Consider the following 22,674-nt stretch of genomic DNA (forward strand, 5'->3'; position numbering starts at 1 on the left):
GCTGACTGTTATAGGCAGGTTTGCATTCTCTGCAATGGTCAAGACCGCCCCCCTTCGGATGTTTGTAATTTTGTCGCGCCTTGCATTTCAGATCTGGCAAGTGGCTCTGGTGGTCACATCTTGTCATCGGCGGCCAATATAGAAGGTATGGTTACCAAATCTTAACGCTTTGGCGGGTTAATCTTAATACTTCGTTGAGAGCCGGAATGCTGCGTCATGTGACGAGCGGGCTCTGTGCTGTTGTAGAACACATTAAAGACGAAACGTGCATGAAGGCGGTCAAACAGAAAGGCTGCAATGCACCTTGTGTCACGCAAAATTGCGTGCGCATTTCGAGCCGGATACATATTGCTGGTTGTCCAGTCTATGCCAGTCCGGATAAGATTGGATGAGCGGGATGATCTATCGACAAGCAACGCTGCTTTCAGGACTGTCCGCATTCCAGCGACGAGCAATTTGTAAAACGCATAAACAGCGCTGCCGCCCGAAAAACGGCTGCCTGTGCCTCCTTGAAGCCGACCCGGTTCAAGGAATTATGCAGCAAGGCAAGAGAAAACTTTTCAAGAATCACGTTATCGGCTAGGGAAACGCCAAATGCCGGTGATGTTGTCATAATATGGAAAGCCGTGATGCCGGACGCACGACAGGAAAACGTGAATGTAACCTGAAGGCATCCTCACGGTTTTGACGCAATTGGCTGCAACAGCCATCGCCATCCATGCGCCGGAAGATACTAGATTGGGGTAGAAACTTGCAGAAACCTACGTTCCAAGGGGCGATCCTCGCCGCCCTTCTGACCACCACGGCCAGCTTTGCCGCTTCGGCCACACCAGCCCATGCGATCACGCTTCTGGAGTTTCTGCGCGGCGGGCCGGGTAATTCACCGTCTCACAAAAATGAGGTGCCGCCACCGGAAAACATTCCGGCCTCGCAACTGGCCGATCCGGAGCCGCTACCGAAGGTTGCATCCCCCCGCTATTATACTTACAAGCCGGATTCGGAACGCGCCATTGCCGTAAAAGCGCCGGACACGCCAATTCTGGCGTTTGGCGATGCTCGCGACGCCGCTGAAAACCGCCTTGCCATGTCCAAGGTCAAGGTCGAGGCCACCGATGATGTCGCCAAGGCTGTCGAGCAATATTACAACAATAAGGGTGCGCTGATCTGGGTGAACGATTCCGGTATCACCGATCAGGCGAAAAGCGCTATGGCGGCTCTGGCCAGTGCCGATACTGTCGGGCTTGAGCCTGCCGATTATGCCGTAACCGTGCCGCAAGGTCTCGACACCATGGACAGCGACGCCAAGCGTCAGGCACTGATGGCGTTCGAGCTGTCGTTGTCGGCCAAGGTGTTGACCTATGTGCAGGATACGGTGCGCGGTCGCCTCGATCCCAACCGTATTTCTGGTTATTACGATTTCAAGCGCAAGGTGGTCGATCTCGCCCCCGTTCTCGATATCGTTCGCATGAGCCCCGATGTCGAGGCCTATCTGCGCAGTCGCGATCCGTCCAATCCGCAGTTCGTAGCGTTGAAAAACGAGCTCGCGCGCCTGATGGCCGAGGACAAGCAGCAGCAGGCCGATGTGGTCAAGGTGCCGGAAAACACATTCATTCGGCCGGGTCAGACCAGCCCTGATCTGCCCAGCGTGATTGCTGCGATCAAGGCCTATTCCAGCGATTCCCTGAAGGTGGATCACGTTCAGGCGCTGACAGGCTATTCCGGCGACCAGACTTATTCACCCGATCTTGTCCAACTGGTCTCGGATTATCAGAAGGAAAAGGGATTGAAGCCGGATGGCGTGATCGGCCCGGCAACGATCCGCACGATGACCGGTCATTCGGATGCAGAGAAGATCCAGAAGGTCATTGTGGCCATGGAAGAGCTGCGCTGGTTGCCGGCTAATCTTGGCCCGCGTTACGTGCTGATCAATGCTGCTGCATTCCACGCCTACTATTATGATGACAGTCAGCAGAAACTGGCGATGAAAGTGGTTGTCGGCGCGCCCCAGCACCAGACTTACTTCTTCCAGAACATGATCCAGACTGTGGAGTTCAATCCTTACTGGGGTGTGCCGCGCTCGATCATCGTCAATGAATTCCTGCCGAAGCTGCGCCGTGACCCGAGCTATCTCGACAAGCAGGGCTATCAGGTCAGCTATCACGGTCGCCGCGTGTCGTCAGCCTCGCTCAACTGGAACACAAATCCGGATGTCGATGTGCGTCAGCCGCCCGGCAGTGACAATGCTCTCGGTGATCTGAAGATTCTCTTCCCCAATTCTCATGCGATCTACATGCATGACACCCCGGCGAAGAGCTTCTTCAAGCGTGACATGCGCGCGCTCAGCCATGGCTGCGTTCGGCTTTCCGAACCGCGCGTTATGGCGGCGGCGGTCATGAACACATCCGTGGACGATATCAATCAGGAGATCGCCACGGGGCAGAACCGCGCTGTGCAGGTGCCGCAGAAGTTCCCGGTCTATATCGCCTATTTTACCGCCTGGCCGGATAAGGACGGCGTCGTGCAATATTACAACGACATTTACGGTCGTGATGATGCAACAACCAAGGCGTTTATCGCGACGTCCACGGCACGCGGCGCGCATATCTAGAGCATAATCCGACCGGAGTGAAACGAGGGTCGATAAGATTATGCATAAAAAAAGAAACCCTTAGAACGTCCATCTGATTCATTCAGATTGAGTTGCGCTCCAAGATTTTAAATTTGTAGCCGGCCCGAAAGGTAACGCCTTTCGGGCCGGCTTCTGTTTATTGCGAGGGTGAAGCCGGCGCTGGCATGTTGTTCTGCGCGTCTTTTACCAGCGTTGCATAGTCTGCGGCGGAAATGCCCTTGTCCTTGTGGAGGAATGCGGCAATAGACCAGAGTGTATCGTCGCTGAAGCTTTTGCCGAAAGCTGGCATACCCGTCATCTTGATCCCGTATTTGGCGACATAATAAACCTGATTGGGATGGTTTTTACGTGTGGCCTTGAGCAGGTTCGGCGCGTCTGGATAAATGCCCTTTCCGATCGGATCGAGCGCCATACCCGGCGCGCCGTGACAGATGGCGCAATGCTGCTGGTACAGTCCGGCTCCGGTTGACACTCTTTCTGCCGTTTCCAGATTGTCGGGAATGGCGATATCTTTTGTTCTGCTTTCCATGGAAGACTGATAGGTCTGGTGAAGCGCCCAGGTCACAATCGGATAGTGCGGGCTTGTTGCTCGATAATCGAACAGGCCGGAATAAATAAAACCGATGGTTCCTGCTCCGCCCAGGGCGCAAAGCCCGACAATGGCACAAACGCCGGTCAATATTGGTCTTTTCATGATCGATCTCCTGATCTGGCAGGTGCGATCCGGCTGCGGATTTAGGTCCTGCTGAAAAACGGTGAAGGCCTTTCAAGCTCTGCGAAACAGAAGATGCAGTCGGCTGGAAGGGTTCTCAGGAGGTGATCCTAGAAAATTACGGGTCTGACTTGATGATTCAAATCAAGTGGTGTGGACGTACACGTCACTGTTGCGAAGCACTGCATACACATTTTCGTGAGGTCTGATTCCGTGTGATGAAAAGCCCTCAGGCTTAACAGCACCGTGCGTTTTATCAAACATACATAAGATGCTGTAACGCTCTAAATCTACTGCATAATTTTCTCCTCAAACCGATTCCGGTTCAAGGGATTATGCAGTAGGCTTTGAGTGCTGCCGCATGATGTGGTGCAGACGGAAATTCACGCCTTTTCCTTGAATCATGCTGCCAATTGTCACCGATTCTTGTGGCGGTTTGTCCTTACCGATTGAGCAGACGTTTGACGATTTCAACGGTCAATTCATCGAAGTGAGAGATGACATGGGAGGGAGAAAGCGTTTCGACCGCCACATCCGAATAGCCAAAGGGAACGGCAATCGATGGGATTCCGGCATTCTGCGCCACAAGAATGTCGTTGCGGCTATCGCCGATCATCAAGGCCTGTTGTGGGTCTCCACCGGCTTTTTCAATGGTACCCAGCAGGTGGCGGGCATCCGGCTTGCGCACTTCAAACGTATCGCCGCCGGTGATCGCATCAAAATAGGCGGTCAGGTCAAGACCATCAAGCAGCGGTCGGGCCAGACCTTCCAGCTTGTTGGTACAGACGCAAAGAGAATAGCCGGCGGCCTTCAGCCGGTCGAGGGCTGCGATGAGGCCGGGATAAGGCCTGCTCTTGCCGGGCATATTGGCTTGATAATGGGCTATGAAGCGCTCAAGCAGCGGCTCGATATCCGTCTCCTCGAGCGGCTTTTGCCGAAAGGCAAAGGCGCGGGCAATCATCGCTCTTGCCCCATGGCCGACGAGATGGCTCACATCGTCAAGACCGACAGGTTCGAGATCGGCTGCGGCAATGGTATGGTTCAGGCTGTCGATGAGATCGGCTGCGGTGTCGATCAGGGTGCCGTCGAGGTCGAAGACGATGGCTGGCTTGGTCAAGACTGGATGCTCCCGGCAATGAAGAGAGAAAGCCTGCCGCCGTAAATCCATGCGTGGCGACAGGCTTCGGGTTCAGATCGCTTTGAGGCCTAAGCCCTCACGGCAAAAAAGGCAATGAAAAGGGGCTTTCGTTTGGCTTGAGAGACGTGTAAACAGCAGCCACATCATCAGATAGTCCGCTTGGGTTTGCTCATGAAAGGATCGTCTGATCATCTTGTATGTGCAGGATTTCAGTTCGCAAACCGGTTGCCGCTCATCGCACAGCCTGCTTGCCAGGGAGTTTAGGACGCGCATGGACCTTCGTCAGATGAAGATCAGGGCGGCGGAAAAAGCCTTGTCCTATGTCGAAAACGGTATGCGCCTTGGTATTGGCACCGGTTCGACGGCGGAGGAATTTGTCCGTCTTCTGGCAGACAGGGTTTCTGCCGGGCTGACAGTTCGCGGCGTGCCGACCTCGGAACGCACCGCACGGCTCTGCTCGGAACTGGGTGTGCCGCTGGCGACACTGGACGAGCTTCCGGAACTGGATCTTACCATCGATGGCGCCGATGAACTGGATGGCGCGCTGAGCCTGATCAAAGGTGGTGGCGGGGCTTTGCTCCGGGAAAAAATCGTTGCCGCCGCATCAAGCCGTATGATCGTTATTGCCGATGAAACCAAGGTGGTCGAGACGCTGGGCGCCTATCCGCTGCCCATCGAGGTCAATCCCTTCGGCTCCGTTGCGACGAGAATTGCGATTGAAAAGGCAGCGTCCCGGCTTGGCCTGACGGGCTCGATGGCGTTTCGCCAGAAAGAGGGCGCATTGTTCATCACCGATGGCGGCCATTATATCCTCGATGCTTCTTTTGGCCGCATTCCTGATGCAGAGGCCCTTTCAGATGCATTGTTTGCCATACCCGGCGTTGTCGAACATGGCCTGTTCCTCGGTCTTGCAAAACTCGCCATCGTGGCGGGGCCTGTTGAGGCGCGAGTGATTGAACCGAAATGAATGTCAGGACACACCGCAAGAGCGGTGGTGTTCGTCAGACGAAATGACAATCGAGCGGCGGTTAAGGACGAGACCATGCCGTGGACGAAAAACAGGAGCTATAATTCATGAGACAGTATCGAACGATCGGTCGTCTGGCCGCTGGCGTTTTTGTGGCGGCATCGCTTCTGGCCGGCACTGTCGCCGCTCAGGCGCAGGACGTGACCGATGCCCAGATTCAGACCGCTCGCCAGGCCATTTCCGCCCTCGGCGTGACCAATGTTTTCGACAACATCCTGCCCAATCTGGCCGCCCAGCTCAAGGAACAGCTCATTCAGGCCTATCCCAACCTGGAAGAGCAGATCACCAAGACGGTTGATGAGCAGGCGCTGAAACTTGCTGCCCGCCGCGGTGATCTGGAGCGTGAAGCCGCCATCGTTTACGCCAAGGCCTTTACCCAGGACGAGTTGAAGCAGATTGCCACCTTCTTCAACAGCGAGGCCGGCAAGAAGCTGTTGCGCGATCAGCCGGTCGCCAACCGCGAACTCGGAAAGTCTGCCGATATCTGGGCGTCGGGCATTGCCCGCGATCTGGAAAAGAACACCAATGATGCGCTGAGCAAGGTTGCCGGCAAAGAGTTGAAGCCGATTGCGCCTCCGGCTGCACCGGCCCCCAAGCCCTGATCCAGGCGCATTTTAAACGTCAAAAGCCCGGAGACCTTCCGGGCTTTTATTTTTGAAGATGCATCGCCATATGTGGCAGGCATCTTACCGGCCCATTGCCCGTTTCTCAGGAGCTTTTGATGTCCACTTACGATTATGATCTCTTCGTCATTGGCGGCGGTTCCGGTGGTGTGCGCAGCGCCCGTCTTGCTGCCTCCATGGGCAAGCGTGTGGCCATCGCCGAGGAATATCGTTTTGGTGGCACCTGCGTCATTCGCGGCTGTGTGCCGAAAAAGCTCTTTGTCTATGCTTCGCAATTTCACGAGCATTTCGAGGATGCCGCCGGTTTTGGCTGGACGGTGGGCGAAAGCCGGTTCGACTGGCAAAAGCTGGTGGCCGCGAAGGATCAGGAAATTGCCCGTCTCGAAGGCCTGTATCGCAAGGGTCTGGACAATGCCGGAGCCGAAATCATCGAAAGCCGGGCGGAACTCACCGGTCCGCACAGCATACGGCTGACAAAAACCGGACGCGAAGTGACGGCGGAACGCATCGTCATCGCCGTCGGTGGCGCGCCCAATCCGCATGAAGCCTTGCCCGGTCATGAACTGTGCATCAGCTCGAATGAGGCCTTTCATCTGGACACATTACCGCGCTCCATCGTCATTGCTGGTGGCGGCTATATTGCGGTGGAATTTGCCAATATCTTCCATGGGCTCGGCGTGGAGACGACGCTGATCTATCGTGGGCGCGAAATTCTGTCCCGCTTCGATCAGGATCTCAGGCGCGGCCTGCATCAGGCCATGGAGGCGAAGGGCATCCGCATTCTTTTGACCGATGTCATCGAAGAGGTGACAAAGACGGAAGAGGGCCTTGCCGCACGCACCAAATGCGGTGAACTGCTTCTGGCCGATCAGGTGATGCTGGCACTGGGCCGTGAGCCGCACACAAAGGGGCTGGGGCTCGAAGCGGCAGGCGTTCAGGTGAATGAGCGTGGTGCCATCACCGTCGATGCCTATTCACGCACCAATGTGCCGCATATCTTTGCTCTGGGCGATGTGACGGACCGTGTGCAACTGACCCCGGTCGCCATTCACGAGGCGATGTGCTTCATTGAAACCGAGTATAAGAACAATCCGACCTCGCCCGATCACGATCTGATTGCAACGGCTGTGTTTTCCCAGCCGGAAATCGGCACGGTGGGGCTGAGCGAAGAAGAGGCCGCCAGCCGTTACCCGGAGATCGAGGTTTATCGCGCCGAATTCCGTCCGATGAAGGCAACGCTGTCGGGCCGGGCGGAAAAGATGATGATGAAGCTCATCGTCGAGAGTGCAGGCCGCAAGGTGATCGGCGCGCATATTCTCGGCCATGATGCGGGCGAGATGGCGCAGCTTCTCGGCATTACCCTGAAGGCTGGCTGCACCAAGGATGATTTCGACCGCACCATGGCCGTGCATCCGACGGCGGCGGAAGAGCTGGTGACGATGTACAACCCCAGCTACCGGATCAAAAACGGCGAGCGCATTTGAGCGCGAGGCAAAAGCGCTTTCCAACCCGGGCCTAAGCAGTTATAAGCCCCGCCAACTCGACAAAAAACGATGATCGCAAGGTAAAAGACCATGGCACAGAACTGGACACCGATGAGCTGGAGGCAGAAGCCGATCAAGCAGGTTCCGGCCTATCCGGATCAGGCAGCGCTGGTGGATGCCGAAGCGCAGCTTTCCACCTATCCGCCTTTGGTGTTTGCCGGTGAGGCGCGCCGTTTGAAAAAGTCTCTGGCCCAGGTGGCGGAAGGCAATGCCTTCCTGCTTCAGGGTGGTGACTGCGCCGAAAGCTTTGCCGAACATGGCGCCGATACGATCCGCGACTTTTTCCGCGCCTTCCTGCAGATGGCCGTCGTACTGACCTATGGCGCGCAATTGCCGGTGGTGAAGGTTGGCCGCATTGCCGGTCAGTTTGCCAAGCCGCGTTCTTCCGATATGGAGCGTCAGGGCGATGTCGAGCTGCCGAGCTATCGCGGCGACATCATCAATGGCATCGAATTCACGCCGGAGGCGCGCATTCCCGATCCGAACCGGCAGTTGATGGCCTATCGCCAGTCGGCGGCGACGCTCAACCTGCTGCGCGCTTTCGCCATGGGCGGCTATGCCAACCTCGAAAACGTGCATCAATGGATGCTGGGCTTCGTCAAGGACAGCCCGCAGGCCGAGCGTTATCGCAAACTGGCCGACCGGATCAGCGAGACCATGGATTTCATGCGCGCCATTGGCATCAGCGCGGAAAACCAGCCGAGCCTTCGTGAAACAGATTTCTTCACCAGCCATGAGGCGCTGCTGCTTGGCTATGAAGAGGCGCTGACCCGCGTCGATTCCACCTCGGGCGACTGGTATGCCACCTCCGGGCACATGATCTGGATCGGCGACCGCACCCGTCAGGCCGATCATGCCCATGTCGAATATTGCCGCGGCATCAAGAACCCGATCGGTCTGAAATGCGGTCCGTCCCTGCAGGCGGACGATCTTCTGAACCTGATCGACATTCTCAATCCGCAGAATGAGGCTGGCCGTCTGACGCTGATCTGCCGCTTCGGCCATGACAAGGTGGCCGAGCATCTGCCGCGCCTCATCCGCGCGGTGGAGCGGGAAGGCCGCAAGGTGGTGTGGTCCTGCGACCCGATGCACGGCAACACCATCACGCTCAACAATTACAAGACCCGGCCTTTCGAGCGGGTTCTGTCGGAAGTCGAAAGCTTCTTCCAGATCCATCGCGCAGAAGGGTCGCATCCGGGCGGCATCCATATCGAGATGACCGGCAAGGATGTTACCGAATGCACCGGCGGTGCCCGCGCCGTCACGCCTGAAGATCTGCATGACCGCTACCACACCCATTGCGATCCGCGCCTCAATGCCGATCAGGCGCTCGAACTGGCTTTCCTGCTGGCCGAACGCATGAAGCTGGGCCGCGACGAAAAGCGGCTGAAGGCGATCAGCCTGTAATGCACTTATGATAGTGGTAAAAAGCCCGCAAACCATGTTTGCGGGCTTTTTTGTTTCTGTTGGCTTTGTCTGGTTGCGGGGTGCTGGCACGATGCTTGCTTTTTGTCAGGCAGGAAAAGAGGGCAATATGACATTCAAGAAACTTATGAGCGCCGCCATCGGCACAATCGCATCCATCCTCCTGTTTTCTCAGGCGCAGGCTGCGGATAAATTCGACACGAAGCCGCGTATTGCCGTCATGTCCGCCTTTGCGCCGGAATGGCAGGTTTTGTTGAAGGATGTTGAAAATCCGAAGGAATACAAGCTTCACGGCCGCAGCTTCGTAACGGGCACGTTGCAGGGCAAGGATGTGGTGCTGTTTCTTTCGGGTGTCAGCATGGTCAATGCGGCAATGACCACCCAACAGGCAATTGATTATTTCAACATCAGGGCCATCGTGTTTTCCGGCATTGCCGGCGGGGCCGATCCCTCGCTGTCTATTGGTGATGTCGTTGTAAGCCAGCAATGGGGCGAGTATCTCGAATCGATTTTTGCCCGTGAAACGAATGGCAGCTTCAAAATCCCTCCATTTCTGAAGACGCCATTTCCAAATTTCGGCATGATCTATCCCAATACATCGCAAGTGCTGACGGATGGCATGGACAAGCCGGAAGACAGATTCTGGTTTCCCGTCGATGGAAAACTGCTTGAAACTGCAAAAGCTGTGGCCGGCAGTGTTACGCTCGGAAAATGCGCGGGTGATGAAAAATGCCTTAACCACCAGCCGAAAATCATCGTCGGCGGTAATGGTGTTTCCGGCCCGGCTTTTATTGATAATGCCGCTTTCCGGAAGTTTGCTTTCAAGACGTTTCACGCAGAGGTGCTGGACATGGAAAGTGCGGCAACCGCTCATGTCGCCTTCGTCAACCAGGTGCCGTTCATCGCTTTCAGAAGCCTTTCCGATCTTGCCGGCGGCGGTGAGGGCGAAAACGAAATGAGCGTGTTCATGACGCTTGCGTCCAGCAACTCAGCCCGGGTTGTTAAGGCGTTTCTGGCAAAAATGCCCTGAGAACCGCGCCCGGTGTTCGGGTATGCAAAGGGCATGCTCTTGTGCCCTTTTTATCTGAATGGCTCATCTCGGCGCTCCAGTCATGGCGACTGCATTTTGAAAATCGCCATGAGCCGTCCATGTTTCACAGATGAAACGCCGATTTGATCCCATCGACGACGAATTGTACCGAGAGGGCTGCAAGGATTACCCCAAGCAGACGGGTGAGGATGGCGCGGCCAGTTGAGCCAAGAAAACGGTCGATGCGGTCAGCGATCATCATGGCTGCGAAGACGATAAAAATGGAGACGGCAATGACGAGGATCAGGGCCGCACGCTCCAGCGGTTCGGATAGCGATCCGGAAATCAGGATGGTCGCCGAAATCGAACCGGGACCGGCAATCAGCGGCAAGGCCAGCGGAAAGACGGCAATGTTTTCGATGTGGTCATCGGTGATGGCTTTTTCCGTCGTCTTTTCCTTGCGTTCATGCCGCTTTTCAAAAATCATCTCGAAAGCGATGAAAAACAGCATCAAACCACCTGCTATGCGAAAGGCGCCGATGGAAATACCGAGTGTGCCGAGAATGCCATTGCCGAAGAGCGCAAAGACGGTGAGAATGCCAAGCGCGATCAGGGAGCCGCGCAGCGCCACCTTCTTGCGTTCGGCGCTGTTCATGCCGCGGGTCAAGCCTAAAAACAGCGGCGCCATACCGGGCGGATCAAGCGTGACGAGCAGGGTAACGAAAGCGTTCAACAGGACTTCGGTTCCGGCCATGCGCGCTCCTTTTTTATCTGTTTTATCGTAAGTGGCGCTTCATAGCACGGATAACGGAAATTTTGCCGGTTTTCTCGTACAAAACCCGGAAAAGCCTGTTCAAAACCTCGCCTGAAATTGGCGCTGGCCAAGGCTTTGGGCTATAGGTTTTAAGGTGATTCTGGAGCGTTTCCGTTTTCTTGGGAATCGCATGCGATGTCAGGAAAATCGCGCTTTGGAATTTGGTTTTACGCATGTCCGCATGAAGCCGGTTTGAGGTTTCCCGACATGCCGAAAAAGGCGTGATCCGTTTTGACTGAGCAAAGCACACCCGGCTCCAAGGGGCCATCCGATATCGAACCCATCTCGATCATGACGGAGATGCAGCGGTCCTATCTCGATTACGCCATGAGCGTTATCGTGTCCCGCGCCCTTCCTGACGTGCGTGACGGGTTGAAGCCGGTGCATCGTCGCATTCTCTACGGCATGTCCGAACTCGGTATCGACTGGAACAAGAAATACGTCAAATGCGCCCGCGTGACCGGCGACGTAATGGGTAAATACCATCCGCATGGCAATGCCGCGATCTATGATGCGCTGGCGCGCATGGCGCAGGACTGGTCTTTGCGCCTGCCACTGATCGACGGTCAGGGCAATTTCGGCTCCGTCGACGGCGATCCGCCCGCAGCCGAACGCTATACCGAATGCCGCCTGCAAAAGGCCGCCCATTCGCTGCTTGACGATCTCGATAAGGAGACCGTCGATTTCCGCGATAATTATGACGGCACGCTGCATGAGCCGGTTGTCGTTCCGGCAAAGTTTCCCAATCTTCTGGTCAATGGCGCGGGCGGTATTGCCGTCGGCATGGCCACCAATATTCCGCCGCACAATCTTGGCGAAGTGATCGACGGCTGCATCGCCTTGATCGAAAACCCGGCCATCGAGCTGCCGGAGCTGATGCAGATCATTCCGGGTCCGGATTTTCCGACCGGCGCAATGATCCTCGGCCGCAGTGGCATTCGCTCGGCTTATGAGACAGGCCGCGGCTCGGTGATCATGCGTGGCGTTGCCCGGATCGAGCCGATGCGCGGTGATCGCGAGCAGATCATCATCACCGAAATTCCCTATCAGGTGAACAAGGCGACGATGATCGAGAAAATGGCCGAACTGGTGCGTGAAAAGCGCATCGAGGGCATTTCCGATCTGCGTGACGAGTCCGACCGTCAGGGCTACCGCGTCGTCATTGAGCTGAAGCGTGACGCCAATGCCGAGGTGATCCTCAACCAGCTTTATCGGTACACGCCGCTGCAGACCTCTTTCGGCTGCAACATGGTGGCGTTGAATGGCGGCAAGCCGGAACAGCTGACGCTGATCGACATGCTGAAGGCCTTCGTCTCCTTCCGCGAGGATGTCGTCAGCCGCCGCACCAAGTTCCTGCTGAAGAAGGCCCGTGACCGCGCCCATGTGCTGGTCGGTCTGGCCATTGCCGTTGCCAATATCGACGAGGTGATCAACCTCATCCGTCGCGCGCCCGATCCGCAGACGGCGCGGGAACAGTTGATGGAGCGCCGCTGGCCGGCCCATGACGTGGACGCGCTGATCCGGCTGATCGACGATCCGCGTCACCGGATCAATGAGGACAACACCTATAATCTCTCCGAAGAGCAGGCCCGCGCCATTCTGGAACTGCGTCTTGCCCGTCTCACCGCTCTTGGCCGCGACGAAATCGATGAGGAACTGAACAAGATCGGTGCGGAAATCTCCGATTATCTCGATATTCTGTCGTCGCGCCTGCGCATTCTGCAGATCGTCAAGGACGAACTGATTGCTGTGCGTGACGAGTTTGGCACGCCGCGCCGCACCGAGATCATGGAAGGCGGCCCGGACATGGACGATGAAGACCTCATCGCCCGTGAAGACATGGTCGTCACCGTTTCCCATGCCGGCTATATCAAGCGCGTGCCGCTTGCCACCTATCGCGCTCAGCGGCGCGGCGGCAAGGGCCGTTCCGGCATGGCAATGAAGGATGAGGATTTCGCCACCCGCCTCTTCGTCGCCAATACCCATACGCCGGTGCTGTTCTTCTCCTCGCGCGGCATCGTCTACAAGGAAAAGGTCTGGCGCCTGCCGATCGGCACGCCGACCTCGCGCGGCAAGGCATTGATCAACATGCTACCCCTGGAAGCGGGTGAGCGTATCACCACCATCATGCCGTTGCCGGAAGACGAGGCGAGCTGGGATAATCTCGACGTCATGTTCTCCACGACACGCGGCACGGTGCGGCGCAACAAGCTGTCGGATTTCGTGCAGGTCAACCGCAACGGCAAGATTGCCATGAAGCTGGATGAGGAGGGCGATGAAATCCTCTCCGTCGAGACCTGCACCGATCGCGACGATGTGCTGTTGACCACCGCACTCGGTCAGGCGATCCGCTTCCCGGTCGATGAAGTGCGCGTCTTTGCTGGCCGCAACTCCATCGGTGTTCGCGGGATTTCGCTGGCCGATGGCGACCGTCTCATTTCGATGACCATTCTGCATCATGTCGATGCCGATGCCGCCCAGCGTGCCGCCTATCTCAAGCGCTCCGCGACCGAACGTCGCGCAAGCGGTGTCGAGGAGGACGATATTGCGCTTGTCGGCGAAGAGGTCGGAGAAATCCAGGACCTGCCGGAAGATCTCTATCAGGAACTGAAGGCGCGCGAGCAATTCGTGTTGACAGTCTCCGAACGCGGTTTCGGCAAGCGTTCTTCGTCTTACGATTTCCGCACTTCCGGTCGCGGCGGTAAAGGCATTCGCGCCACCGATACCTCGAAAACCAATGAAATCGGCGAGTTGGTCGCCGCCTTCCCGGTCGAGGAGAAGGATCAGCTCATGCTGGTCTCCGATGGCGGTCAGTTGATCCGCGTGCCGGTGGACGGCATCCGTATCGCCAGCCGCGCCACCAAGGGCGTCACCATCTTCTCCACGGCCAAAGACGAGAAGGTCGTCTCCGTCGAGCGCATCAGTGAGCCGGAAGGCGAGGAAGATGCGGGCATCGAAGAGATTGAAACGCCCGCGGCCGATGGCGGCGAGGCTGCGCCGGAATAACCAGCCAGCGTGAGGTCAGACATCCTATCCGCCATGAAACTCTGGTTTCATGGCGGATTTTTATTATGAAAGCATTGGCCGAAAACTGGGAACCAGTTTTCGGAAAAATCCGTTGCGAAACAAAAACTTAGAGCACTTCACTGTCTCACGAAAACACCGAAGCGCTCTAGACGCTGTAGACCTTGCAGATGGCGGCATCGATTGTCCGATAACGCCTGAACCCCATGGCTTCATAATAGGCAAGACCGGTTTCGTTGGTGTCTCCGATCGTCGCATCGATGTTTTTCAGGCCAAAGCTTTTGGCAGCTTTCAATGTCGCGGAGAATAGGGCCTTTCCCACACCTTGCCGGGCGGCTTGCGGGCTGACATGGGTGCCGATGATGCCCCAGCCTTCCGCAACACCATAGGGATTGTCGGCGACTGCATAACGCAGGGATTGAAAGCCGAGAATCCGCCCTTCGTCGGTGACTGCGAGCGAGCATTCAATCCGGTCCTTATGGTTGATGTAATGCTCCAGAACCCAATCTGCGTCACCAGTGGTTTTGCGCAGTCCGGTGGCAAAAATCTCCTCGATAACACGCACCATACCGGCGGCATCGGACGGATTTGCAGGTCTGATCAGCATTGTTTTGTCCTTTAAGCGTAGACTATCGCATTCAGTGCGATTGTCCTTGATGGGGCAAATTATAAAGCCCGCGCAAGAAATAGCCATCAAACCGTTGCGCTCATTTATGCAGAGCGATACATCAATGACCATGAGCGAGATCGTTACCAGACCCGACCGGCTGCGCATCGCCGTGGCCCAGTTCAACCCGACTGTCGGCGATGTCGCCGGCAATCTCGAAAAGGCGCGGACTGCGCGCAAACAGGCGGCGGAGCAGGGCGCAGACCTGCTGCTTCTGACTGAATTGTTTCTGTCCGGCTATCAGCCCGAAGATCTGGTGCTGAAACCGGCTTTCCTCAAAGCCTGCCTCAAGGCGGTTGAGGCGCTGGCCGCGGATACGGCTGATGGCGGGCCGGGGGTGATTGTCGGTTTTCCGCGTCAAGGTGAAACCGGACGCCACAATTCCGCAGCTCTGCTGGATGGCGGAAAGATTGTCGGCATCCGCGACAAGGTCGATCTGCCGAATTACGGCGAATTCGATGAGAAGCGGGTTTTCGTTCCCGGTGACATGCCGGGTCCGGTGAATTTTCGCGGCATAAGGATCGGTATTCCGATCTGCGAGGATATCTGGAACGATCTGGGCGTCTGCGAAACGCTGGCGGAAAGCGGGGCTGAACTGCTGCTGGTGCCGAATGGTTCGCCCTATTATCATGGCAAGGTCGATATACGCCATCAGGTGGCTCTGCGTCAGGTCATTGAAAGCGGGTTGCCGCTGGTTTTCGCCAACCAGTTGGGTGGGCAGGACGAAATCGTCTATGACGGCGCAAGCTTTGCCTTCAATGCCGACAAGACGCTGGCTTTCCAGATGCCGCAATTTTCCGAAATGCTGGGGATCAGCGACTGGATCCGGGATGGCGAGGGCTGGCGCTGCGCGCACGGCCCCTTTGCCACCGTGCCGGAAGGCGAGGAGGCGGATTATCTCGCCTGCATGCTGGGCTTTCGCGATTACGTGAACAAGAACGGTTTCAAGAGCGTGGTGCTCGGCCTTTCCGGCGGCATCGATTCGGCATTGTGCGCTGCCCTTGCCGTCGATGCGCTCGGCCATGAGCGGGTGCGCACCATCATGCTGCCCTATCGCTATACCTCGGAAGAAAGCTTCAAGGATGCCGCCAATTGCGCCAGGGCGCTTGGCTGCCATTACGACATCGTGCCGATTGCCGAGCCGGTGGAAGGCTTTCTTGCGGCGCTGGGCGACATGTTCGAGGGCACGGAAAGCGGCATTACCGAGGAAAATCTGCAAAGTCGCACGCGCGGCACCATCCTGATGGCCGTCTCCAACAAGTTTGGCTCCATGGTGGTGACGACCGGCAACAAGTCGGAAATGTCGGTCGGCTATGCCACGCTCTATGGCGATATGAATGGTGGTTTTAACCCGATCAAGGACCTCTACAAGATGCAGGTCTATGCGCTGTCGGCCTGGCGCAATGGGCATGTGCCGGAAGGGGCGCTGGGGCCATCTGGCGAGGTGATCCCGGCCAATATTCTCTCCAAGGCACCCTCTGCCGAACTCCGTCCCGACCAGAAGGATCAGGACAGCCTGCCGCCTTATCCGGTGCTCGACGACATTCTTGAATGTCTGGTGGAAAAGGAAATGTCGGTGGAGGAGATCGTGGCGCGCGGCCATGATGTGGCGACGGTGCACCGGGTTGAGCATCTGCTTTATCTTGCCGAATACAAACGCCGCCAATCGGCGCCGGGCGTGAAGATCACCAAAAAGAACTTTGGCCGCGACCGTCGCTATCCGATCACCAACCGCTTCCGGGATCGCTAGGCGGATGCGCAGTTCGGTCGAGATTTTCAATATCGACACCCGTCAGTCGCGCGTGATCTGGCAGAGCGAAAGTCTGGTGGAAGCGCCGAACTGGTCGAGGGATGGGCAATTCCTTATCCTCAATGGAGACGGGCTGATCTATCGCCTGCCGCTGGTCGAACACTCGGTGCCAGAGAAGATCGATACCGGCTTTGCCACACTCTGCAACAATGATCACGGCCTCTCGCCCTGCGGCGAATGGCTGGCCATCTGCGACAAGGTCGAGCATGGCAGGACCTGCCTCTATATCCTGCCCGCAGAAGGTGGCACGCCGATCCGCATCACCGAAAACCTGCCTTCCTACTGGCACGGCTGGTCGCCGGACGGCCAAAGGATCAGCTATTGCGGCATTCGCGATCAGATCTTCGATATTTACACGATTTCCGTCGAGGGCGGTGAGGAGCAGCGGCTGACCCATGGCGAGGGCCGCAATGACGGGCCGGATTGGTCAGCAGACGGACAGTGGATTTATTTCAACTCCAGCCGCACCGGCACAATGCAGATCTGGCGCATGCGCCCTGATGGCAGTGGCCTTGAGCGGTTGACCGATGACGGCTATGGCGACTGGTTTGCCCATCCCTGCCCGAACAACCGCAAGGTCGTGTTTTTATCCTATGATGCCGATGTTTTCGACCATCCGCGCGATCATCATGTTCGGTTACGGATGATGGATTTTGATGGCGGTAATGTCGAAACCCTGTTCGAACTGTTTGGCGGGCAGGGCACGATCAATGTCCCGAGCTGGTCGCCGGACGGTCGTGAATTTGCCTATATACGGTATTTTCCCGAAGAGGGCTGATCCGCTCTTGGAGCGGCCTTCAGTTTACGCTATCTGAGCTTCGTCAGGTGCCCGTGTGATCACGGGAGAATCGGGAATGCGGTGAAACTCCGCAACGTGCCCAACGCTGTGAGGTGGAGGCTGCGACAGAAGCCACTGATCGAGAGCATATTGCGCAAACGCGATAACGACATGCTCGAACAAAGATCGGGAAGGCGTCGCATTCGGTGAAACCCAGTCAGAAGACCGGCCTGACAGGATAGCCCGGCGCGCATGGACGGCGTGAGGGGTGTTTCGGCTGGGTGAACTGTCATCCGGCCCCGCATTGTTGGGGACCAAACGATGCAGACGGACAGCATGACCGAAGCGGGCACTTTTTCCGAGGAAGAGCGCGCCGCCGTTTACCGCGCCATCATGACCCGCCGGGATGTGCGCGACGAATTCCTGCCCGATCCGATTGAGGATGATGTGCTCTGGCGCATCCTGACAGCCGCCCACCACGCCCCTTCGGTCGGCTTCATGCAGCCGTGGAATTTCATTCTCGTGCGCGACGAGGCGCGGCGGAAAGCTGTCTGGCAGGCTTTTTCCAAAGCCAATGACGAGGCCGCTCGTCTTTTTGAAGGTGAAAAGGCAGCCCTCTATCGCAATCTGAAACTCGAAGGCATTCTCAAGGCTCCGCTCGGGATCTGCGTCACCTGCGATCCGGACCGCGCCGGACCCGTGGTGCTCGGCCGTACCCATAATCCGCGTATGGACAGCTATTCCACCGTCTGCGCCATCCAGAACCTCTGGCTCGCCGCCCGCGCCGAAGGTATCGGAATGGGCTGGGTCAGCATTTTTCACGATGCCGACTTGCGCGCCATTCTCGGCATTCCCGACCGCATCGAGATCGTCGGCTGGCTCTGCCTCGGCAAGGTGAGGGAGCTTTACAGCGAACCGGAATTGCAGGTGAAGGGCTGGAGGAAGCGTCTGGTGCTGGAGGAACTGGTGTTTGAGGAGGGGTGGCAGGGGCCGACGTGAAAAGCATTCGCTATCGCTGAACTGCCTATACTGAAGCGCGATCTCACGAGGAAGTGAAACGGCTGCCATTGCCTTGCAATGACCGCATCTTATGATGCGATGGTATTTAAGCTTTTCTTTTATTTCAAGGGCTTGAACCCCTATGGCCGGTATAGAACAACGATCCCCACTTGCCAGTTTTCGCGATCCCGATAGTTCAGAGCGGGTCGTCATCATTGCGGAAATCTATCACGCGATCCGCCGTTACTTCGCACACGCGGAGGGCCTTCCCGCAGGTTACGATTTTGAGGAACAGTTCGCCGCCTATGTCAAGGCGGCTATGGACGCGCCCGACCGGCGGGGCTTTTCTTTGGCCAGCATGCGATTATTTGCTGGCTTGCGCAATGGCCACACTCGCTTCATGGACGATCAGCTCTGGGTAAATCAGAACGAGGGGCCTATGAGGATTCAGCTCGTTGAAGGGTGCTGGACCGTGGTTTGGACGCGCCTCCATGAGCTTTCCCCAGGCGATGTCATTGTCAGCATTGATGGTCGACCGGTAGCAGACTGGGTGGCGCCGTTTTATGATTATGTTGGTAGCTCTAGTCCTGCCTCGCATTTTGAAGGTTGGCATTTTGCAGAGATCTTCCCGAAACGCTTCACGGTGCTAACTGACGACGGGCGCCAGATCATGCTCGATCTCGATGATGCCGTGGAGCAACAGGCGCGGGGACGGCTTTATCCTGTCGAGGTCGAAACCATTCATCGTCACGACGGGCTGATGGTGATCAGAATTCCGGCGTTTAACGATCCGCGATATGAGCAGGCTGCGATTTCAGCGCTGCGCGATGCGACGGATGCAAAGGCTGTCTTGCTTGATTTGCGCAGCAATCGCGGCGGAACTACCCCGATGAATCTGCTTTCGGCAATCATGACCAAGCCTTATCCCGGTACAGTCTTTTCATCGCCGATGACAATTGCATATTCTGATGCATCCCGAGATGAGTATGAATTTCCCCAGTTCCCAATAACGGCGTATCGATACGGACCTTACATCGCGCAACCCAAGCCGGATGCCTGGCCTGGCTCGATGGCGATCTTGGCCGACGCTGGCTGCGCATCCGCTGGGGAAGATTTCGTCCTGCGTTTTCAGCAGGGCGGACGCGGGCTTGTGCTGGGGGAGCCGACCTGGGGCTCGACAGGTAAGCCCTATTGCCGCCGTTTCCCAGAACTCGGCATGTCTTTCCGGGTATCGACCAAACGCGAATATTTTGCCGATGGCAGACCCTTCGAAGGTGTCGGCGTGACCCCGGATAGAGCCATTCCTTTGACCCGCAAAGAGTTGCAGACGGGAGAAGATGCTCAGTTAGAAGAAGCTGTCAGAATTTTATTGTTGGCTTGACCTACAGCATCATTCTTTAAATCTGAGAGGATTTGAGATGCAAATCATGCTGCGGATATAACGTCCACCAGCGAACCTTTGTGTGCCATATATGCCGCACGGCGCTTTAGAGTTTGTCGAGGAAAACCGGATTCCACTTTTCCATGAGAAAATCTAGGCTTTTCGGTAGTTTAAGGCATCTGCTGAATGTGGCCGCTGCCTCTTATCTCGGAACGTCGCAGAACCGGGTTGCCGAACAATTTGACATCACCGCTTCCGGAGATCGATACATCCGCATCTTTTTTCGCGGTGATATAGACATCGCCGCTGCCACGGATGTCGACCTGGGCGGTTTGGGCCGTCAGATCTTTTAATCTGGCCGTTCCCGAACCTGAAACATCCAGATCAACATCATGCACATGGCCGGAGGCAGTCACGCTGCCGCTTCCGCGAATGTTGAGAACCAGATGTGGCTGCTCAAGCTGGGGCAAAGCAAGTTTTTCACTGCCGAGCAATGTCCACCGCGTGATGGGAGGGGCTGTCACGGTGATGTTCAAAGAGGAGGAAACCCAACCCGGATGGCAATCCAGTTTCAATTCAGATCCTTCAATCTGAACATGATCGATCAATGCCGGATTACCGCTGACAGCGACTTGTGCCGTGTCTCCAACGGCATAGCGAATGGATGCCGGCAGGGCGATGGTCAGCTTGTCCGTTGCGGTAAAGGGCAGGATAATTTGGGTTTTACCGGAATTGATGGGCTGACATGTCGATTTCAACGATCCCCAAAGCAAGCTGGATGGCTGATTTTGGTCCGCAAGGCCGAAGCCAACCGTCAGGAAGACTGCCGAAATGATCAGTCCGGATGCCGCAATGAATGTAAGTTTTCTTGTCATTGACATGCTCCTTAGGGCAGTGCCCCGAGAAAAGTGTGAAACGGTTTTCAGTCCGGAAATGCGTAAAAACAATGCATTAGAGTGTTTTCGTGAAACACTGAAACGCTCTAAGGGAACGTGTTGCCTGGATCTTTGGGATGAGCGAACTGAAAATGCAGACGGCTATAATGTCCGATTACGCGGATACCGCCACTCAAGGCCATCAGCAGCAAGGCGCTGCCTCCGACGCAGGCGCTGATCAGTCCCACTCCAATAAAGACATGGCTTAAGGTTGAGGCGATGGTGTTACCGACCTGATCGCTCAAGGTGACAAACAAGATTTTCAGGCCAAGAGTACCGAGGACAATCATGGCGAACCCGGCGGCCAGAGTGACGAGTGCAAGAAACAGCAAGAATGGCAGCAGGAACAGGATATCGACAATGACCAGGCCCGTGAGCGCCAGCATGGCTCTCAACATGTTGGAAACGCTCCAGTCACGTTCAAGCCGGCGTAAACCGGCATCGGCGCGCAGCTCCCGGGCCAGTCTGGCGGGGTCCCCCAGAGCGATGGCAACCTCTTCCTCCTGACGGCCGCAAGCAGCGGAATCTGCGAAATGAGCGGCATAATCGCCGAGAATTTCCTCGATTTCTTCGGGCGGCAGGCCCTTCAGACCCTGTTTCAGTGTTTGCAGAAACGTGTCCTTGCTCATGTCGACCCCTTGAGAAGTGTTTCAACGGCATCGGCAAAGCTGCGCCAATCGCGGCAATGTGCTTCGAAAACCGTCTGGCCCAGCGGTGTGAGCCGATAATATTTGCGGGGCGGTCCGCTGCTCGATTCAACAAGCCGGGTCGCAACCAGACCGTCATTTTGCATCCGCCGCATCAGTGGATAGATCGTGCCTTCCCCCATGCCGACGGCAGCAGTGAGCGTGCTGGCGATCTCGTACCCGTAACTCTCACCGCGTGACAGAACGGCGAGAACGCAGAGATCCAGCGCACCTTTGCGCAATTGGACTTGGATTGAATCGGCCATGCCATTCCTCGGATTTACAGATTATATATAACACGGTACTGTTTAATACAAGGTAGTGAGTTATGTTTTGTACCGCTACTCAACAGATTGCATTGCTATCCTTCTAATCTCCTGAAATTTCTGGGTAATCCTATCCCTTGGAGCATTGATCATGTCCTTACTGCGTTTCGCTCTTGCAGCGGCTCTTTGCTTTGCTGCGCCCGTTGCCGATGCGGCGGGCCTCACATTCATCCAGATACCAGCCGATGCAGTGGGCCCCGCCATGGATGCCGCCCTCTGGTCGCCCTGCGCCAAGTCGCCGGAAAAGATGAAAATCGGATCGCTCACTTTGCCTGCTGTGCCAGATTGCCCGATCAAGGGTGAGAAACTGCCGCTTATCGTTATCTCGCATGGCTATGGCGGCTGGTATTTGGGGCACCACGATACGGCCGAAGCACTGGCCGATGCCGGTTTTATGGTCATTGCGATCAACCATCCCCATGCCAATCATTTCGACATGAGTCGGGGAAATGGGCTGGGCGTGCTTGTCGAACGCCCTCTCGATATCAAGCGCACCGTCGATTACATGCTCATGGATTTTCCAGAGACCGCCAAGATCGATCCGAATGCTGTCGGCTTTTATGGTTTTTCCCAAGGGGGATATACCGGCTTGGTCGTTGCTGGCGCCAATCCGGATTTCAATGCTTTGCCACCCCGATGCGCGGACCCGAAAGCCTTAGGATGTCCTCCAGCCATGAAAATGCAATTGCATCGGCCAAAACTGGCAATCCCGTCTCTGGTGCATGATGTCCGTATCAGGGCGATGGTTGTCGCCGATCCGCTCAGCGTCGTCTTTCCAACCGCAGACAGTGTGAAGGACGTCACAATACCGCTACAGCTTTGGGGATCGGAACTTGGCGGCGGCGGCGGCGCCTCACCGGAAAACGTTGCGGCACTTGCTCGGGAGTTGCCAAGAAAACCAGATTTTCACGTGGTGAAGAATGCCGTCCATCTGTCGTTTTTGACACCCTGTCCGCCCATCGATCATGTTTCGCAAGCCTGTGTCGACGCGCCCGGCTTCGACCGGGCGGAATTTCACCGCATGTTCAATGCGGATGTCGTGGTCTTTTTCCGCGAGCATCTGATGGCCGCAAAATAGCATCGTTGACGATAACGGCACCCTGCGCCAATTCAGGTGCAGGATGCC

General features: G+C 56.5%; 20 protein-coding genes and 1 riboswitch. Of the genes, 13 read left to right on the plus strand and 7 right to left on the minus strand.

Annotated elements, in window-relative coordinates:
- Window positions 1-388 precede the first annotated feature (388 nt).
- Entirely contained in the window at window positions 389-583 is a 195-nt protein-coding gene (locus tag NAC44_RS10800) for a hypothetical protein (RefSeq protein WP_250940668.1), read from the plus strand.
- 168 nt (window positions 584-751) lie between these two features.
- Window positions 752-2,608 carry a L,D-transpeptidase family protein gene (locus NAC44_RS10805; protein ID WP_250940670.1) on the plus strand — a complete coding sequence of 619 codons (1,857 nt, stop codon included), beginning with the start codon at window positions 752-754 and terminating at the stop codon, window positions 2,606-2,608.
- Window positions 2,609-2,765: 157 nt separating this feature from the next.
- Here NAC44_RS10805 and NAC44_RS10810 read toward each other — a convergent pair whose 3' ends face one another.
- Both NAC44_RS10810 and NAC44_RS10815 read right to left on the minus strand, forming a co-directional pair.
- Complete coding sequence (locus NAC44_RS10810; RefSeq protein WP_250940672.1) at window positions 2,766-3,323, minus strand: c-type cytochrome; 558 nt, start codon at window positions 3,321-3,323, stop codon at window positions 2,766-2,768.
- Window positions 3,324-3,783: 460 nt separating this feature from the next.
- Complete coding sequence (locus tag NAC44_RS10815) at window positions 3,784-4,509, minus strand: HAD family hydrolase (RefSeq protein ID WP_250940674.1); 726 nt, start codon at window positions 4,507-4,509, stop codon at window positions 3,784-3,786.
- 241 nt (window positions 4,510-4,750) lie between these two features.
- Here NAC44_RS10815 and rpiA point away from each other — a divergent pair, with 241 nt between their 5' ends.
- The 5 genes from rpiA (at window position 4,751) to NAC44_RS10840 (ending at window position 10,128) form a co-directional block, all read left to right on the plus strand.
- On the plus strand, window positions 4,751-5,446 hold the full coding sequence (rpiA, locus tag NAC44_RS10820; RefSeq protein ID WP_250940676.1) for a ribose-5-phosphate isomerase RpiA: 696 nt from the start codon (window positions 4,751-4,753) through the stop codon (window positions 5,444-5,446).
- 107 nt (window positions 5,447-5,553) lie between these two features.
- Window positions 5,554-6,108, plus strand: coding sequence for a DUF2059 domain-containing protein (locus NAC44_RS10825; RefSeq protein WP_250940678.1), 555 nt, complete (start codon window positions 5,554-5,556; stop codon window positions 6,106-6,108).
- 119 nt (window positions 6,109-6,227) lie between these two features.
- Complete coding sequence (gor, locus tag NAC44_RS10830) at window positions 6,228-7,613, plus strand: glutathione-disulfide reductase (protein WP_250940680.1); 1,386 nt, start codon at window positions 6,228-6,230, stop codon at window positions 7,611-7,613.
- A 90-nt stretch (window positions 7,614-7,703) separates the two neighbouring features.
- The gene (locus NAC44_RS10835; RefSeq protein ID WP_250940682.1) at window positions 7,704-9,080 is read left to right on the plus strand and encodes a class II 3-deoxy-7-phosphoheptulonate synthase; all 1,377 of its coding nucleotides are present in this window, start codon (window positions 7,704-7,706) and stop codon (window positions 9,078-9,080) included.
- A 127-nt stretch (window positions 9,081-9,207) separates the two neighbouring features.
- Window positions 9,208-10,128: a 5'-methylthioadenosine/S-adenosylhomocysteine nucleosidase gene (locus NAC44_RS10840; protein ID WP_250940684.1), complete on the plus strand. Its 921-nt coding sequence runs from the start codon at window positions 9,208-9,210 to the stop codon at window positions 10,126-10,128.
- A 124-nt stretch (window positions 10,129-10,252) separates the two neighbouring features.
- Here NAC44_RS10840 and NAC44_RS10845 read toward each other — a convergent pair whose 3' ends face one another.
- On the minus strand, window positions 10,253-10,882 hold the full coding sequence (locus tag NAC44_RS10845) for a MarC family protein (RefSeq protein WP_250940685.1): 630 nt from the start codon (window positions 10,880-10,882) through the stop codon (window positions 10,253-10,255).
- Between the two features lie 291 nt (window positions 10,883-11,173).
- Between NAC44_RS10845 and gyrA the strand changes: the two genes are divergently transcribed.
- Window positions 11,174-13,948 carry a DNA gyrase subunit A gene (gyrA, locus tag NAC44_RS10850; RefSeq protein WP_250940687.1) on the plus strand — a complete coding sequence of 925 codons (2,775 nt, stop codon included), beginning with the start codon at window positions 11,174-11,176 and terminating at the stop codon, window positions 13,946-13,948.
- 166 nt (window positions 13,949-14,114) lie between these two features.
- On the opposite strand, the gene NAC44_RS10855 is transcribed toward gyrA, so the two are convergent.
- Window positions 14,115-14,573: a GNAT family N-acetyltransferase gene (locus NAC44_RS10855; RefSeq protein WP_250940689.1), complete on the minus strand. Its 459-nt coding sequence runs from the start codon at window positions 14,571-14,573 to the stop codon at window positions 14,115-14,117.
- Window positions 14,574-14,703: 130 nt separating this feature from the next.
- Here NAC44_RS10855 and NAC44_RS10860 point away from each other — a divergent pair, with 130 nt between their 5' ends.
- The 4 genes from NAC44_RS10860 to NAC44_RS10875 all read left to right on the plus strand — a co-directional run bounded on the left by NAC44_RS10860 (window position 14,704) and on the right by NAC44_RS10875 (window position 19,601).
- Window positions 14,704-16,383, plus strand: coding sequence for an NAD+ synthase (locus NAC44_RS10860; RefSeq protein WP_250940691.1), 1,680 nt, complete (start codon window positions 14,704-14,706; stop codon window positions 16,381-16,383).
- A 4-nt stretch (window positions 16,384-16,387) separates the two neighbouring features.
- Window positions 16,388-17,221: a TolB family protein gene (locus NAC44_RS10865; RefSeq protein ID WP_250940693.1), complete on the plus strand. Its 834-nt coding sequence runs from the start codon at window positions 16,388-16,390 to the stop codon at window positions 17,219-17,221.
- Window positions 17,222-17,249: 28 nt separating this feature from the next.
- A riboswitch (cobalamin riboswitch) is annotated at window positions 17,250-17,469 on the plus strand.
- A gap of 73 nt (window positions 17,470-17,542) precedes the next feature.
- Complete coding sequence (bluB, locus tag NAC44_RS10870; RefSeq protein WP_250940696.1) at window positions 17,543-18,220, plus strand: 5,6-dimethylbenzimidazole synthase; 678 nt, start codon at window positions 17,543-17,545, stop codon at window positions 18,218-18,220.
- Window positions 18,221-18,362: 142 nt separating this feature from the next.
- On the plus strand, window positions 18,363-19,601 hold the full coding sequence (locus tag NAC44_RS10875; RefSeq protein WP_250940698.1) for a S41 family peptidase: 1,239 nt from the start codon (window positions 18,363-18,365) through the stop codon (window positions 19,599-19,601).
- 170 nt (window positions 19,602-19,771) lie between these two features.
- Here the strand turns inward: NAC44_RS10875 and NAC44_RS10880 are convergent, their stop codons facing one another.
- The 3 genes from NAC44_RS10880 to NAC44_RS10890 form a co-directional block, all read right to left on the minus strand.
- Window positions 19,772-20,476: a head GIN domain-containing protein gene (locus NAC44_RS10880; RefSeq protein WP_250940700.1), complete on the minus strand. Its 705-nt coding sequence runs from the start codon at window positions 20,474-20,476 to the stop codon at window positions 19,772-19,774.
- 107 nt (window positions 20,477-20,583) lie between these two features.
- A complete protein-coding gene (locus NAC44_RS10885) occupies window positions 20,584-21,165 on the minus strand; it encodes a DUF1700 domain-containing protein (RefSeq protein WP_250940702.1) in 582 nt (193 codons plus the stop codon).
- The gene (locus NAC44_RS10890) at window positions 21,162-21,488 is read right to left on the minus strand and encodes a PadR family transcriptional regulator (RefSeq protein ID WP_250940704.1); all 327 of its coding nucleotides are present in this window, start codon (window positions 21,486-21,488) and stop codon (window positions 21,162-21,164) included. The genes NAC44_RS10885 and NAC44_RS10890 overlap by 4 nt, the downstream gene beginning before the upstream one ends.
- Before the next feature lie 151 nt (window positions 21,489-21,639).
- On the opposite strand from NAC44_RS10890, the gene NAC44_RS10895 reads away from it, so the two are divergent.
- On the plus strand, window positions 21,640-22,626 hold the full coding sequence (locus tag NAC44_RS10895; protein ID WP_250940706.1) for an alpha/beta hydrolase family protein: 987 nt from the start codon (window positions 21,640-21,642) through the stop codon (window positions 22,624-22,626).
- The last annotated feature ends 48 nt before the right edge of the window (window positions 22,627-22,674 follow it).

Origin of the sequence: Allorhizobium sonneratiae (assembly GCF_023700755.1) — a bacterium.
In the GTDB taxonomy this organism is placed as follows: Bacteria; Pseudomonadota; Alphaproteobacteria; order Rhizobiales; family Rhizobiaceae; genus Allorhizobium; species Allorhizobium sonneratiae.

Coding starts and splice junctions, on each gene's coding strand:
- NAC44_RS10800 (WP_250940668.1), top strand. CDS start 389: ATGAGCGGGATGATCTATCGACAAGCAACGCTGCTTTCAGGACTGTCC.
- NAC44_RS10810 (WP_250940672.1), bottom strand. CDS start 3,323: ATGAAAAGACCAATATTGACCGGCGTTTGTGCCATTGTCGGGCTTTGC.
- NAC44_RS10815 (WP_250940674.1), bottom strand. CDS start 4,509: ATGGATTTACGGCGGCAGGCTTTCTCTCTTCATTGCCGGGAGCATCCA.
- rpiA (WP_250940676.1), top strand. CDS start 4,751: ATGGACCTTCGTCAGATGAAGATCAGGGCGGCGGAAAAAGCCTTGTCC.
- NAC44_RS10825 (WP_250940678.1), top strand. CDS start 5,554: ATGAGACAGTATCGAACGATCGGTCGTCTGGCCGCTGGCGTTTTTGTG.
- gor (WP_250940680.1), top strand. CDS start 6,228: ATGTCCACTTACGATTATGATCTCTTCGTCATTGGCGGCGGTTCCGGT.
- NAC44_RS10835 (WP_250940682.1), top strand. CDS start 7,704: ATGGCACAGAACTGGACACCGATGAGCTGGAGGCAGAAGCCGATCAAG.
- NAC44_RS10840 (WP_250940684.1), top strand. CDS start 9,208: ATGACATTCAAGAAACTTATGAGCGCCGCCATCGGCACAATCGCATCC.
- NAC44_RS10845 (WP_250940685.1), bottom strand. CDS start 10,882: ATGGCCGGAACCGAAGTCCTGTTGAACGCTTTCGTTACCCTGCTCGTC.
- NAC44_RS10855 (WP_250940689.1), bottom strand. CDS start 14,573: ATGCTGATCAGACCTGCAAATCCGTCCGATGCCGCCGGTATGGTGCGT.
- NAC44_RS10860 (WP_250940691.1), top strand. CDS start 14,704: ATGAGCGAGATCGTTACCAGACCCGACCGGCTGCGCATCGCCGTGGCC.
- NAC44_RS10865 (WP_250940693.1), top strand. CDS start 16,388: ATGCGCAGTTCGGTCGAGATTTTCAATATCGACACCCGTCAGTCGCGC.
- bluB (WP_250940696.1), top strand. CDS start 17,543: ATGCAGACGGACAGCATGACCGAAGCGGGCACTTTTTCCGAGGAAGAG.
- NAC44_RS10875 (WP_250940698.1), top strand. CDS start 18,363: ATGGCCGGTATAGAACAACGATCCCCACTTGCCAGTTTTCGCGATCCC.
- NAC44_RS10880 (WP_250940700.1), bottom strand. CDS start 20,476: ATGACAAGAAAACTTACATTCATTGCGGCATCCGGACTGATCATTTCG.
- NAC44_RS10885 (WP_250940702.1), bottom strand. CDS start 21,165: ATGAGCAAGGACACGTTTCTGCAAACACTGAAACAGGGTCTGAAGGGC.
- NAC44_RS10890 (WP_250940704.1), bottom strand. CDS start 21,488: ATGGCCGATTCAATCCAAGTCCAATTGCGCAAAGGTGCGCTGGATCTC.
- NAC44_RS10895 (WP_250940706.1), top strand. CDS start 21,640: ATGTCCTTACTGCGTTTCGCTCTTGCAGCGGCTCTTTGCTTTGCTGCG.